Raw genomic sequence first — 13,945 nt, forward strand, 5'->3', positions numbered from 1 at the left:
AAGAAACTATCAAGGTACTTTCTATTGTAAGAAAAATGAACTTATTGGATGTGAAAAAAATGGAAGTTATGATCCAACAACTTGTTAATGGTTTGTTTCTAGGGAGTATTTATGCCCTAATGGCCTTAGGTTACACGATGGTTTATGGAATTATTAAATTGATTAACTTTGCTCATGGTGAAGTCTATATGATTGGAAGTTTTATTGGTTACTTTATTATTAACTCCTTTAATACGTGGGGAATTTTAACGAATAGTTTGGGATTTTTTGTTGCCTTAATTCTATCAATGCTAATTAGTGCTTTCTTTGGTGTAACAATCGAATTTTTAGCGTATCGACCTTTACGCAAATCAACACGAATTGCCGCGTTGATTACGGCAATCGGTGTTTCATATTTGTTACAAAATTTGATGATTTATTTCTTTTCACCAGATACAAGACCGTTTCCTCAAGCGATTGTTAGACAAACCTTCAGTATTGGTTTTATTACGGTAAGTAATATTCAATTACTGATTTTGTTTATCTCAGTTACTTTAATGGTTTTATTACAATTAATTGTTCAAAAAACACGTATGGGTAAAGCGATGCGTGCGGTAAGTGTGGATGCTGATGCGGCAAAATTAATGGGAATTAATGTCAATCGGACAATTTCGTTTACCTTTGCTTTAGGCTCAGCCTTGGCTGCAGCTGGAGGAATGTTGATTGGTTTGTATTACAATTCAATTAACCCAATGATGGGTGTTGCGCCTGGTTTGAAATCCTTTGTTGCTGCTGTTTTAGGTGGAATTGGAATTATTCCCGGAGCAGCTTTGGGTGGATTTGTTATTGGTTTAATTGAGACGATGGCTATTGCTTTAGGATTTTCTGATTATAAAGATGCCTTAGTTTATGCCGTATTAATTTTTATTTTATTAATTCGTCCAGCGGGTATCTTAGGAAAAAATATAAAAGAGAAAGTGTAGGTGTCAGCGATGAAAAAGAATTTAAAATACAATCTAATTTGGTTGGCTTTAGCCGCTGTCATCTATTTTGGTTTATTCGCCTTATATAATGGGGGCGTCATTAATCTATTTACAGATGCGATTATTGCTAACATTGGCATTAATATTATTTTAGCAGTCGGTTTGAATCTAATTATTGGTTTTTCTGGACAGTTCTCTTTAGGACATGCGGGTTTTATGGCGATTGGTGCCTATGCAACTGCAATCATAACCAGAGATAATCCAACTTATGGTGGATTTTTTACAAGTTTATTAATCGGAATGCTGATTGCAGGAATTGTAGCAGTAGTTGTTGGGATACCTACTTTGCGTCTAAAAGGTGACTATCTAGCAATTGCTACTTTGGGAATTTCTGAGATTATTCGTATTTTAATAATTAATCTTCGTGATTTAACTAATGGACCAGCCGGTATTTTTGGTTTACCTCAGTTTAGTAACTGGCAAGTCATTTTTATTATGATGGTTCTATCGATTATGATTGTCTCTAACTTTATTCATAGTGGAGCGGGTCGTGCGACATTGTCTATTCGAGAAGATGAAATTGCTGCAGAGTCAATGGGAGTAAATACAACAAAATACAAAGTTGTCGCTTTTGTTATGGGAGCAGTTTTGGCTAGTTTGGCAGGGAGCTTATTTGCCAGCTATCAACAATCAGTATTCCCTCAAGATTATGGTTTTATGAAATCAATTGATGTCTTAATTATTGTCGTATTTGGAGGAATTGGAAGCACCACTGGGGCGGTTGTTTCAGCGATTGTTTTGGGAATCTTAAATATGTATCTTCAAGACTTTGGTAACTTACGAATGATTATTTATGCGTTGGCGATTATTGCCATCATGATTTTCAAACCAGGTGGATTATTGGGAACATGGGAATTTTCAGTTAAACGTATTTTCGACAAATTTAGTAAAAAGGGGGACGATTCAAATGCCTCTACTAACGGTTAATAATTTGACAAAAAATTTTGGTGGCCTAGCAGCTGTTTCTCATGTAGACATTGAAGTAGAAAAACAAGAATTGATTGGTTTAATTGGTCCGAATGGTGCCGGAAAAACAACTCTATTTAACTTACTAACAGGTGTTTATGAACCAAGTAGTGGGGATGTCTTGTTTGAAGTTGAAGGTGTTGAGCAACGTTTAAATGGAATGAAGCCATATAAAATTGCTGATTTAGGAGTATCTCGTACTTTCCAAAATATTCGTTTATTTAAAGATTTAACAGTGATGGAAAATGTCTTAGTTGCGATGAATTCTAAAAACAAACAGGGCTTTTTAACAAGTATTCTTCGTTTACCTAAGTTTTATAAATCAGAAGAAGAGATGAGACAAAAAGTTCGTGAGTTATTGACTATCTTTGAGTTAGAAGATAAAGTTGACACCTTAGCTAGAAACTTACCTTATGGACAACAAAGACGTTTGGAAATTGTACGAGCTTTAGCAACAGAACCTAAAATTTTATTTTTAGACGAGCCAGCAGCTGGGATGAATCCGCAAGAAACTGCCGATTTAACCAAATTAATTCGTAAAATTCAGCAAGAATTTGATTTGACAGTCGTATTGATTGAACATGATATGAGTTTGGTTATGGATGTTTGTGAACGGATTTATGTTTTAGAATATGGTCAAGTTATTGCTGAGGGCGATCCAGAAAAAATTAAGAATGATCCACGAGTGATTGAAGCTTACCTAGGAGGGGAGATATAATGTTAACAGTAGAAAACTTATCCGTTCGTTATGGTATGATTCAAGCCGTGCGTGATGTTTCTTTTCAAGTAAATCAAGGAGAAATTGTCTCACTAATTGGTGCTAATGGTGCTGGTAAAACGACAATTTTACGTACTATTTCTGGACTTATTCGTCCATCTGAAGGAAATATTACTTTTGAAGGAAGAACGATTGAAAAAGAAGCTCCTCAAAAGATTGTAGCTTCAGGATTATCACAAGTGCCAGAAGGCCGTCATGTTTTTTCAGGTCTGACTGTCCAAGAGAATCTAGAGATGGGTGCCTTCTTAAGAAAAGACAGTGGTGTTAAAGAAGACTATGAACAAGTTTTTGCAAAGTTTCCAGTTTTAAAGGAACGAAAGAATCAAGATGCTGCTACACTATCAGGCGGGGAACAGCAAATGTTAGCTATGGGACGAGCCTTAATGTCTAAACCTAAGTTACTTTTACTGGATGAACCTTCTATGGGATTGGCACCAATTTTTATTCGTGAGATTTTTTCGATAATTCAAGAAATTAAGCAACAGGGGACAACCGTTTTGTTGATTGAACAAAATGCCAATATGGCACTTTCGATTGCCGATCGTGGTTATGTTTTGGAAACAGGAAAAATTGTACTTGAGGGTACGGGAACAGAGCTATTATCTAGTGAATCTGTGAAAAAAGCGTATTTAGGAGGGTAAAAAATGAGTGTTAGTGATTTTATGTCAACCGAATTAATAACTGTATCACCAGAAACACCAATTTTTGACGCAATTGATTTAATGAAAAAACATGACATCCACCGTCTACCAGTTTTGGAGCAAGGAAAACTTGTGGGCTTGATTACTGAAGGAATTATTCAAGAAGCGATGCCATCAAAAGCGACAAGTTTAAGTGTTTATGAAGTGAATTATTTGTTGAACAAGACAACTGTTCGAGATGTAATGATTAAAAAAGTAGAAACTATCGCTCCAGATGCTTTGTTAGAAGATGCAATCTCGATTATGCGTAGCAATAATATTGGTGTTTTACCAGTAATAGATGGGGAAGAGTTGAAAGGGATCATTACGAACAATGATATCTTTGATGCTTTCTTGAAAATTACAGGTTATAACGATGGTGGTACAAGAGTAACCATTCAGCTTTTAGAAGATCATAAGGGAATCCTTGCCCATATTGCTCAATCATTAGCAGATAAAGATTTTAGTATTGCAACGATTGTTGTCAATCGAATGAATAATCAAACAATTGTCGAGATACAGGTAGAGTCACAAGATGTAACAAGTATTAAACAAGTGTTGGAGGACGCTGGTTATACAATTATTAATACAGTAGGTATTAGCCAATAGAATATAAACAGGAGGACATGTTGGAAATATGTCCTTTTTTGTTAAGCAAGAAATAATCAAACTTCCAAACCATCTGCCCGTAAAGAACAGACATTGTGAGAAATCGGTCTGACTTTTCTCCCAGATTATTTCAGTTTTTATTCTGGAAGTTCCATTTGGTTTTGAGTGTAAGTATTTATTTCTTTTTGAGGATTGACTGAAAAATAGAAGTTATTACTAGGAATTTTATCTAAATATGATAAAATAGAAATCGAGGTTTTTTTTGTTGAAACCTTTCTAAAATAAGTATTTAGATGCAAAAAATTTTAAAATGATAGAAGATTTAAAGAGATCTGAGGTGAAAATCATGAAAAAGAACAAAGATATTGAAATTCGCATGGAAGATACGAGCAAAGTAATCAATGGAACAACTTATGAAGTTACTGAATTGCATATTGGTAAGAAAAAAATTGGAGAAGTTTTGGAGTATGCACCAAAAGATTTCCACAGCTTCATGGACAATGAAGACTTAGGTTCAAGTAAAACAATGGAAATTGCAGTAGAGACAATTATTCGTCAATGGAACTTACATGAATAGTTTCTAGAAAAAATAAAAAAGAGCAAAAAACCTCTTGCATTAAATTAAATAATCTTGTATTATAACTAAGTCGGGTTGTTAAACAACCTTTTGGAGGAGTAGCGAAGTGGCTAAACGCGACGGACTGTAAATCCGTTCCTTAGGGTTCAGTGGTTCGAATCCACTCTCCTCCACCATTAATGGGGTATAGCCAAGCGGTAAGGCAAGGGACTTTGACTCCCTCATGCGTTGGTTCGAATCCAGCTACCCCAGTTTTCTTGGACACGTGAAAAACGTGTCCTTTTTTGTTGAAGAATTTAAACATTTGCGATACTCTAAAAGAGAGGCAGTTTAGAGAAGGAGGGTTTTTAATGAAATTTCCATTCAATTTAAAAGAAAAAATAACAGAGGTCGCAGAGCATGTATACGATGTAGCGAAGAAAGACGTATCTGTAGAAATCGATAAAAAAGGCGTAAAAGTAACACAGCCACGTCAAACCAAACGCACGATTAAATGGCACTCAAAAAATCATTAAAGTCTATTTTCAAAAAAGTTTGCTACCAAATGGTTAGCAAACTTTTTTTGTTTCCCCAAAATGGCTGATAGTCGATGGATAAATATTTAGGTGATTTTTCGGAGGAGTATTGTTTTATCTTTTTTGCTAAGAAACTAATGAAAGCATTTATTCTGCTTTGATTAGTTCGGCTAATTTTCTAACTGTATTCACATTACGAACAGTAACTTTAGAATAAAGTTTTGTCCCAACCGGTTTTTTCAAACTACTTTTTTACTGATTGTCACGTGTAATCATACTAAGGACTGCTCCGTCTACGTAAATCATATGTTCAACTACTGATTTGTAGCCCAACTGAATTAGAATGGAGTTATCGTTAATTTCGTCAAAAAGAAACACAACATCACTTTTCATGACTTTGTCATTAGCCCATTGTTGCGGTATCGCTTCAGCAATCTGAACTATCTTTGATCCTTAAATCAAGAGGGTGGGGATGGAGAAGCCAAAATATTGTTCAAGAACTTCTTGAATTTGTTGCTGAGATAAATCTTTAGGGGAATCAAAGATTGCATTTCCAGAGTTAATGTAAATGATGACCTCTGTACAGCTCAGACTTTCTAAGACTTGTTTAAAATCAGCCTTAGGTACTTTTTTATTTCCGCCAACATTTACGCCTCTTAAAAGAACTAGATTTTTCATACAATTTCCTCCATTACCTACTCAAAATGAATTAAGTTCATTTTGAGTATATCATATCCTTTTATCTTCAAAGGCGGGGTCATCCTTTTAATCTAGGATTATTACCGTAATTTTCTTCTTTATAACTAGTATTTTTGTGCTTTAGGTATTGTGTTTTAAGGTATATACCAGTTATAATGGTATAGAAAAAAAAAGAGTGAAAAAACACCAGAGTATCAAAAATAATTACCAAATGAAATTTAGGAGGTATAGCAATGCCAGATACATTACCCGTCTATATACAAATACATGATGCAATCAAAGAAAAAATAGAATCTAACTTTTGGGAAATAGGTGATCGTTTGCCTTCTGAGAGAGAATTGTCTGTGCAGTTTGGGGTTAGTCGAATGACTTTACGGCAAGCAATCCAAACCTTAGCGGATGAAGGAATTTTAGAGAGAAAGATAGGTTCAGGAACCTATGTTGCCAGTCGGAAGGTTCAAGAAAAAATGACTGGGACGACCAGTTTTACAGAAATCATGCTTTCACAAGGACGAGAGCCGTCAAGCAGGGCTGTATCTTATGTGATTACTTCCCCTAGTTCTAGCGAGATGGATAAACTTAAGTTAACAAAAGACGATACTATTTTACGAATGGAACGAATTCGTCTAGCTGATGGGATTCCAATCTGTTTTGAAGTAGCGAGTATTCCAGAAAAATTAATTTATCAATTTAGTAAGTCTGAGATTACTTCTTCTTTATACCGAACGCTTGAAGAAAAAGGACATCGAAAAATTGGTGGAGCCAACCAAACGATTTCAGCTATGTTAGCTTCTGAAAAAATTGCCGATTACTTAGATATAAAAAAAGGAGATGCCATTTTACGAATGCGTCAAGTTTCTTTTTTAGAGGATAGTCATCCTTTTGAGTATGTTCGCAGTCAATATGTAGGGAATCGATTTGAATTTTTCTTGGAAAAATAAAAAAATGACAAAAAGATCCGAAGAAAGTAGAATAAATTTCATCAAAATAGAAATGATCTACTTTTCTTCGGATTTTTTACTGTTCAATCACTGATGGTCATAACATCCTGAATTTATTTTTTTGGAATTTCAATGTAAGAACTAGTTCCTTTAAAAAAGGTGACTTGTCCATTTAGTAAATCCGTCACTTCATCTTGGAAAACGTGCACCTCTTCAACCATGACACACAGAGTAACGTTTTCCAAAAATTGAGTATCTTTGACTTGTAAGTTTTTTTGCTCTAAATAATGTTGTAATTTACCCAATAACGAATAGTCTATTGTAGTAAAAACCTCTTGTTGTAAAATACCTTGAACGATACCAATTTCATGTAGAGCATTTGCTACTGCTCCTGAATAGGCACGAATCAAACCTCCAGCACCTAATTTTGTACCGCCAAAGTAACGAGTGACTACCGCCGCAACATTCATTAATTCATTTTTTTTGAGCACTTCTAACATGGGGACACCAGCAGTTCCACTAGGTTCTCCATCATCACTAGAACGTTGGATCTCATTTTGTTCTCCCAAAACAAAGGCACTACAATTATGATTGGCTTTCCAGTGTTCCTTTTTTATCTTTTGAATAAATTCCTTAGCTTCTTCTTCGGATTCGATTCTCTTCAAGCTACAAATAAACCTAGATTTTTTGATCTCTAGTTCAGCTTGTCCATCTTCTTTAATTGTTAAATAAGTATCAATCACGGGCAATCTCCTCATCTGGATAAATAAAATATATACTTAATTAGTATAGGGAAAAATCATTGTTTTTTCAAATTGGTAACCCTTGCTTTTTTGTAATGAAAGCGTAATAATAAATAAAAGGGGGCGGAAAAATGGCGGAACGTAAAAAGAAATACTCAGTGATTACCAAATACTTACAAAACAATGGTGGATCACAAGTAACATTAACTTTTACTCAAATTGATGAACTATTATTTCCGGCAAATGGCTTACCTAAAACAGCCCGTACAAGCCTTGACTGGTGGGCAAATGATTATCGTCACCCTGAAAAAGGAGCCTATGCTTGGATTAATGCTAATTATGAAGTAATTCATGTAAACTTAGAAAAAGAGTACATCGTTTTTCGACCTTTATTAAAGGCTAACTGGTTAATGCCCAGTAAAAACTAGGCTTTTTGATTCATTGACAATCATAGATTATATTTTATAATAAGAGATATTAAATAATTTAAAGTGGGGAGTAATTGGTATGGCGAAAAAAACAATTATGCTTGTATGTTCTGCAGGTATGAGCACCAGCTTATTAGTAACAAAAATGCAAAAAGCAGCAGATGAACAAGGAATAGAAGCAGATATTTTTGCAGTATCGGCTTCAGAAGCTGATAGCCATTTAGAAAATAAAGATGTAAATGTATTATTATTAGGTCCTCAAGTACGTTTTATGAAGGGTGACTTTGAAAAACGTTTAGCACCAAAAGGTATTCCATTAGAGGTAATCAACATGGCCGATTATGGAATGATGAATGGCGCTAAAGTATTAGAAGAAGCATTAAAATTAATTGTTGAATAAGAAGTAAAGAACTGTAACTATAAAATGTTACAGTTTTTTTTTATTGAAAACTGAGTTTATATATTTTACTAAAGATATAAAAAAAAGTTCATTTTTTTGCGTATCTTTAGTTGAGGTGATGAAATATGTCGGAGTTTTTAGGAAGACAAGTTGTTGTGGAAGTAAATCAAAAATTGCCATCGACGGTAACCTGTCGTGAGGCGCTAGTACTAGGTGATAAAGTCTTTTGTCAACGATGTGGGAGTCACTTTGTTAAGGAAATAGCAGAATTACCTAATGGAGATATTTATTGTCCTTTTTGTATTGATTTTGGGCGTTTAACCAGTCGACATTTATTAGCATCAGAAGAAGAGCAGACTGAAGCACGAGATATTCAATTCACATGGAGTGGCACTCTGACCAATTTTCAACAAAAAATTGCTGATGTTTTAATCAAAAATTTCCAAAAGAACAAGCACTCACTTATTTGGGCAGTCACAGGATCGGGTAAGACTGAAATGATTTTTCCAATAATTGCGGAAGTTTTAAAAAAGGGTGGTAGAGTTGGCGTAACTTCTCCTAGAATTGATGTTTGTCGAGAAATCTATCCTCGAATCTCTCAAGTTTTCCCTAATGAAAAAGCCTTACTTCTTTATGGAGCATCAGAAGAACGTTATCGATACAGTAAGTTGACCGTTTGTACCACACATCAGTTATTTCATTTTTATCAAGCTTTTGATTTATTAATTGTTGATGAAATTGATGCATTTCCATACGAAGGAGATCCTCTTTTACGTTTTGCGGTCAGACAAGCATTAAAACAAATAGGTAATTATATCTATTTAACAGCGACACCCTCTCAAAATCTATTAAAAGAAATAAAGACATTTTCTATTGAAAAACTTCCTTTAAGGTTTCACCAAAGACCATTAATCGTTCCTGAACTTATTTGGTATGAATCATGGAAGCAGTGTTTTGTATCTACTCGGAAAATTCGTAAGTTAGTTCGGTACCTCAACATATTAATGAAAGATAATGCGGTGTTAGTATTTTGTCCTAGTATTGTATTTATGAAAAAAGTTTATGTGAAATTGTCCTCTTTTTTTACAACAGATGAGCTGACTTGTGTCTCCGCGCAAGATGAACAGAGAGAAGAAAAAGTTCAAAATATGCGTGAAAAAAAATATCGAATTTTACTTTCTACAACCATTCTTGAACGTGGGGTCACTTTCGAAAATGTCTCTGTAATTATTCTGGGAGCTAATCATCCAGTCTTTTCTAAATCCGCTTTAGTGCAGATTGCTGGTAGAGTGGATCGTAAAGGCGATTTTAATAGAGGACGAGTGTTATTCTTTTTCAATCAACAAACTCCAGCTATTCGCCAAGCCTTAAAAGAAATAAAAGAGATGAATCATTTAGCGCAAAGGTGGTTAAACAATGAATTGTAGTTGGTGTCAAAAAGAACTGATTCGCAACCTATCCATTCAAGAAATTTTGTTTCCCTGGATCATTACAGAAGAAAAATGTTCGCAGTGTATCAAAAAAATAACATGGCTAGATGAACCTTGTTGCCCAACATGTAAGAAGATGGGAGAAATATCAATATGTATAGAGTGCCAAAGGTGGCAAAAATTATATCCAGCCTATAATTTTAGACACCATGCTTTATTTCAATACAGTGAGGGATTTAAAGAATGGATGTATCAATTTAAATTTTTAGGAGATTATCATTTGAAAAGGGTCTTTGCTTCAGAAGTTTCAGGTTTTTTCAAACATCAGTCTGCACTGGTTATTCCAATTCCCTTAACTGAAAAGAGGTTGTTAGAACGAGGATTTAATCAAGTAGAAGCTATTTTAGAGGCAGCTGATGTTTCAATGTGTCGTTATTTAATAAGAAATCAACATTTAACGCCGCAGTCTGAAAAAAATCGTCAGGAGCGTTTAGCGATGCCTCAGCCGTTTTGTGGAACTCCAGAGGCCCTCAAAATTCAAAATCAAAAAGTGATCTTAGTGGATGATGTTTATACAACAGGACGAACTTTATTTCATGCAGCAGAGGTTTTGTTATCCTATGGACCTAAAGAAATTCAAACTTTCACACTTGCACGATAAAATTTATTCTGTTTCTGATACCGATTTCTTTTGCAATTCTTATAAAGTTCGATATAATGAATATAAGGAGAGAGCAGAGTGGTCCTTGCTTCTCTTTAATTGGTAGATGAAAGGGGCAATTGTTATGTTTAGATACAATGTACGCGGAGAAAATATTGAAGTGACGGAAGCAATTCGTAACTACGTAGAGAAAAAAGTAGGGAAATTAGAACGCTACTTTAGCGATGCACCAGATGCAACAGCTCACGTTAACTTAAAGGTTTACACTGAGAAAACAGCAAAAGTAGAAGTAACTATTCCACTGCCTTATCTAGTGTTACGAGCGGAAGAAACTTCACCAGATTTATACGCAAGTATTGATTTGGTTGTCGATAAATTAGAACGACAAATCCGCAAGTTTAAAACGAAAATTAATCGCAAATCCCGTGAAACGGCGTTACCTGACTTGAGTGCACCGCTTTTTTCAAATTCAGATGAAAGTGAAGAAGAAAATGGTTCTGAATTAGAAATTGTTCGCACTAAACGTCTTTCATTAAAACCAATGGACAGTGAAGAAGCTGTATTACAAATGAATATGTTGGGACATAATTTCTTCATCTTTGAAGATGCAGAAACAAATGGTACTAGTATCGTTTATCGACGTAAAGATGGTAAATATGGCCTAATTGAAACAGATTAACTGATTTTGAAAGCTAGATGTTTTTACATCTAGTTTTCTTTTTTTAACGTTAAAATTTTTCTCTTTGACGTGAGAATGATTAGAAGCTGTTCATTGAAATAAAATTTGGATTCAATAATTTACATAATCTTAACCATAAAATTAACAAAATTCTATTTCTGCTACTTTAAGCTATTACTTTGACGGAAAAAGTAGCAATCAAAGGAAACTAGTGATAAAATAGATTGGAGACTTTCCTAGAAATTAGGAAGTGGAACAATGCGTAAAAGGAGAATCACAAAGGGATGGCCAACTTTTTAAAGACACTGATTGAAAATGATAAAAAAGAAATAAAACGATTGGACCAAATGGCAACGAAAATCGAAGCCTTAGCCGATCAAATGAGTGCATTGTCAGATGCTGAATTACGTGGGAAAACAGATGAATTCCGTCAACGTTATCAAAATGGTGAAACATTAGATGAATTATTAACAGAAGCTTTTGCGGTTGTTAGAGAAGCTGCAAAACGTGTATTAGGACTATTTCCATACCATGTCCAATTAATGGGTGGGATTGTACTTCATGATGGAAACATTCCAGAAATGCGTACAGGGGAAGGTAAAACCTTAACCGCGACCATGCCTGTATACTTAAACGCAATTACTGGTAAAGGTGTTCATGTTGTTACTGTCAATGAGTATTTAGCAACACGTGACTCAACTGAAATGGGTGAGTTGTACGATTTCTTAGGATTAACGGTTGGATTGAATATCAATTCTAAATCCTCAGAAGAGAAACGTGCGGCGTATGCTTGCGATATTACTTATAGCACAAATAATGAATTAGGATTTGACTATTTGCGAGACAACATGGTGGTTTATCGTCATCAAATGGTTCAACGTCCATTAAATTTTGCTATTGTAGATGAAGTTGACTCTATTTTAATCGATGAAGCACGAACACCATTAATCATTTCTGGGCAGGCTGAAAAATCAACTGCTTTATATGTTCGTGCAGATAATTTTATCAAACGTTTAAAAAATGAAGAAGACTACAAAATTGATGTTCAATCAAAAACAATTACTTTAACTGAAAGCGGAATTGAAAAAGCAGAAGAAAACTTCGGCTTAGACAATTTGTATGATATTGAAAATACAGCTCTGACTCATCACTTGGATCAATCATTGCGTGCAAACTATATTATGATTCGTGATATTGATTATGTAATTCAAGAAAACAAGGTAATGATTGTCGATCAATTTACGGGCCGTATTATGGATGGTCGTCGTTATTCTGATGGGCTTCATCAAGCAATTGAAGCTAAAGAAGGCGTAGAAATTGAAGATGAAACCAAAACAATGGCAACCATCACTTTCCAAAATTTCTTCCGTATGTACAAAAAGCTTGCAGGAATGACAGGGACAGCTAAGACGGAAGAAGAAGAATTCCGTGAAATTTATAATATGGAAGTTTTCCAAATTCCAACCAATAGACCAATTGTTCGTGATGACCGTGCTGATTTATTATACCCAACATTAGAAAGTAAATTTAAAGCAGTCGTTCAAGATATTAAAGAACGTCATCGCAAAGGTCAACCAATTTTGGTTGGTACTGTTGCTGTAGAAACTTCGGAAATGTTATCTAATGAATTAGCTAAAGAACGTATTCCACATGAAGTTTTGAATGCTAAGAATCACTTTAAAGAGGCAGAGATTATCTTAAATGCAGGTCAAAAGGGTGCGGTTACTATCGCTACCAATATGGCTGGTCGTGGAACGGATATCAAGCTGGGCTTAGGTGTAGCTGAATTAGGTGGATTAGCTGTTATTGGTACTGAACGCCATGAATCTCGTCGTATTGATAATCAATTACGTGGACGTTCTGGTCGTCAAGGTGATCCTGGTGTCTCTCAATTCTATCTATCTTTAGAAGATGATTTGATGAAACGATTTGGTTCTGACCGAATCAAAGCCTTCTTAGATCGTTTAAATGTAGATGAAGAAGATTCAGTTATTCAAAGTCGTATGTTCTCTCGTCAAGTAGAATCTGCTCAAAAACGTGTGGAAGGAAACAACTACGATACACGTAAAAATGTCTTACAATATGATGACGTGATGCGTGAACAACGTGAAGTTATTTATGGCCAACGCCAACAAGTAATCATGGAAGAAGAAACACTTTCTGAAGTAGTTATGGGTATGGTCAAACGTACAATTGAACGTGTCGTGGATGGACATACTGATGTTGAAGCAAATACATTAAACCTTGAAGGTATTGTTGACTTTGCGGCAAGTGTTTTAGTTCATGAAGACTCTATTTCAATTGCTGATTTAGAAGGCAAATCGGCTCAAGAAGTGAAAGATTATTTAATCGGACGCGCCCAAGAGAAATTTGACGAAAAAGTGGGACAATTAAATAGCTCAGAACAATTATTGGAATTCCAAAAAGTTGTTATATTAAGAGTGGTTGATACGAAGTGGACAGATCATATTGATGCGATGGATCAGTTACGCCAATCGATTGGTTTACGTGCATATGGACAAAATAACCCATTGGTTGAGTATCAAACAGAAGGTTATACTATGTTTGAAAATATGGTGGGAGCAATTGAATATGACGTGACCCGTTTATTCATGAAAGCTGAAATTCGCCAAAATGTTCAACGTGAACAAGTAGCTAAAGGTGAGGCAGAGGCACCTGAATCTTCTGAAGCAACAAATACGTCTGAAAAACGTCCAGTACAAGTGACAAAAGTAGGTCGTAATGAATTATGTCCTTGCGGTAGTGGGAAAAAATTTAAAAACTGTCATGGCAAAGGAATGTAAGTCAATCTGACTT

16 protein-coding genes and 2 tRNA genes are annotated in these 13,945 nt (G+C 35.0%); 16 read left to right on the top strand and 2 right to left on the bottom strand.

Features of this window, described 5'->3' with window-relative positions:
- The first annotated feature begins 59 nt into the window (after positions 1 to 59).
- From AC4BBX_RS13975 to AC4BBX_RS14015, 9 genes are all read left to right on the top strand, one after another.
- Positions 60 to 962 (top strand): branched-chain amino acid ABC transporter permease, encoded by a 903-nt coding sequence (locus tag AC4BBX_RS13975; RefSeq protein ID WP_490454413.1) that lies wholly within the window; start codon positions 60 to 62, stop codon positions 960 to 962.
- Positions 963 to 971: 9 nt separating this feature from the next.
- Positions 972 to 1,949, top strand: a complete 978-nt coding sequence (locus AC4BBX_RS13980) for a branched-chain amino acid ABC transporter permease (protein WP_490454414.1) — start codon at positions 972 to 974, stop codon at positions 1,947 to 1,949.
- Positions 1,930 to 2,706 (top strand): ABC transporter ATP-binding protein, encoded by a 777-nt coding sequence (locus tag AC4BBX_RS13985; protein WP_490454415.1) that lies wholly within the window; start codon positions 1,930 to 1,932, stop codon positions 2,704 to 2,706. The genes AC4BBX_RS13980 and AC4BBX_RS13985 overlap by 20 nt, the downstream gene beginning before the upstream one ends.
- A complete protein-coding gene (locus tag AC4BBX_RS13990; protein ID WP_490454416.1) occupies positions 2,706 to 3,407 on the top strand; it encodes an ABC transporter ATP-binding protein in 702 nt (233 codons plus the stop codon). Before AC4BBX_RS13985 ends, AC4BBX_RS13990 begins: the two co-directional genes overlap by 1 nt.
- Positions 3,408 to 3,410: 3 nt before the next feature.
- A complete protein-coding gene (locus tag AC4BBX_RS13995) occupies positions 3,411 to 4,055 on the top strand; it encodes a CBS and ACT domain-containing protein (RefSeq protein ID WP_490454417.1) in 645 nt (214 codons plus the stop codon).
- 343 nt (positions 4,056 to 4,398) lie between these two features.
- The gene (locus tag AC4BBX_RS14000) at positions 4,399 to 4,632 is read left to right on the top strand and encodes a DUF2969 domain-containing protein (RefSeq protein WP_490455827.1); all 234 of its coding nucleotides are present in this window, start codon (positions 4,399 to 4,401) and stop codon (positions 4,630 to 4,632) included.
- Positions 4,633 to 4,724: 92 nt separating this feature from the next.
- A tRNA-Tyr gene (locus AC4BBX_RS14005) sits at positions 4,725 to 4,808 on the top strand.
- Positions 4,809 to 4,812: 4 nt separating this feature from the next.
- A tRNA-Gln gene (locus AC4BBX_RS14010) sits at positions 4,813 to 4,884 on the top strand.
- Between the two features lie 98 nt (positions 4,885 to 4,982).
- On the top strand, positions 4,983 to 5,147 hold the full coding sequence (locus tag AC4BBX_RS14015; protein ID WP_490454418.1) for a hypothetical protein: 165 nt from the start codon (positions 4,983 to 4,985) through the stop codon (positions 5,145 to 5,147).
- Positions 5,148 to 5,600: 453 nt separating this feature from the next.
- Here the strand turns inward: AC4BBX_RS14015 and AC4BBX_RS14020 are convergent, their stop codons facing one another.
- Positions 5,601 to 5,825, bottom strand: a complete 225-nt coding sequence (locus AC4BBX_RS14020; protein WP_490454419.1) for a DUF1697 domain-containing protein — start codon at positions 5,823 to 5,825, stop codon at positions 5,601 to 5,603.
- Positions 5,826 to 6,079: 254 nt separating this feature from the next.
- On the opposite strand from AC4BBX_RS14020, the gene AC4BBX_RS14025 reads away from it, so the two are divergent.
- Positions 6,080 to 6,787 (top strand): GntR family transcriptional regulator, encoded by a 708-nt coding sequence (locus tag AC4BBX_RS14025; protein WP_490454420.1) that lies wholly within the window; start codon positions 6,080 to 6,082, stop codon positions 6,785 to 6,787.
- Between the two features lie 113 nt (positions 6,788 to 6,900).
- Here the strand turns inward: AC4BBX_RS14025 and AC4BBX_RS14030 are convergent, their stop codons facing one another.
- Positions 6,901 to 7,530, bottom strand: coding sequence for a YigZ family protein (locus AC4BBX_RS14030; RefSeq protein WP_490454421.1), 630 nt, complete (start codon positions 7,528 to 7,530; stop codon positions 6,901 to 6,903).
- 131 nt (positions 7,531 to 7,661) lie between these two features.
- On the opposite strand from AC4BBX_RS14030, the gene AC4BBX_RS14035 reads away from it, so the two are divergent.
- From AC4BBX_RS14035 to secA, 6 genes are all read left to right on the top strand, one after another.
- On the top strand, positions 7,662 to 7,958 hold the full coding sequence (locus AC4BBX_RS14035; protein WP_490454422.1) for a DUF7662 domain-containing protein: 297 nt from the start codon (positions 7,662 to 7,664) through the stop codon (positions 7,956 to 7,958).
- 79 nt (positions 7,959 to 8,037) lie between these two features.
- Positions 8,038 to 8,358: a PTS sugar transporter subunit IIB gene (locus AC4BBX_RS14040; RefSeq protein WP_490454423.1), complete on the top strand. Its 321-nt coding sequence runs from the start codon at positions 8,038 to 8,040 to the stop codon at positions 8,356 to 8,358.
- A 125-nt stretch (positions 8,359 to 8,483) separates the two neighbouring features.
- Positions 8,484 to 9,785, top strand: coding sequence for an ATP-dependent helicase ComFA (locus tag AC4BBX_RS14045; protein WP_490454424.1), 1,302 nt, complete (start codon positions 8,484 to 8,486; stop codon positions 9,783 to 9,785).
- Positions 9,775 to 10,449: a ComF family protein gene (locus tag AC4BBX_RS14050; protein ID WP_490454425.1), complete on the top strand. Its 675-nt coding sequence runs from the start codon at positions 9,775 to 9,777 to the stop codon at positions 10,447 to 10,449. Before AC4BBX_RS14045 ends, AC4BBX_RS14050 begins: the two co-directional genes overlap by 11 nt.
- 124 nt (positions 10,450 to 10,573) lie before the next feature.
- On the top strand, positions 10,574 to 11,128 hold the full coding sequence (gene hpf / locus AC4BBX_RS14055; RefSeq protein WP_490454426.1) for a ribosome hibernation-promoting factor, HPF/YfiA family: 555 nt from the start codon (positions 10,574 to 10,576) through the stop codon (positions 11,126 to 11,128).
- A gap of 284 nt (positions 11,129 to 11,412) precedes the next feature.
- Positions 11,413 to 13,932, top strand: a complete 2,520-nt coding sequence (secA, locus tag AC4BBX_RS14060; RefSeq protein ID WP_490454427.1) for a preprotein translocase subunit SecA — start codon at positions 11,413 to 11,415, stop codon at positions 13,930 to 13,932.
- The last annotated feature ends 13 nt before the right edge of the window (positions 13,933 to 13,945 follow it).

The organism is Enterococcus sp. AMC1157 (genome assembly GCF_058216555.1).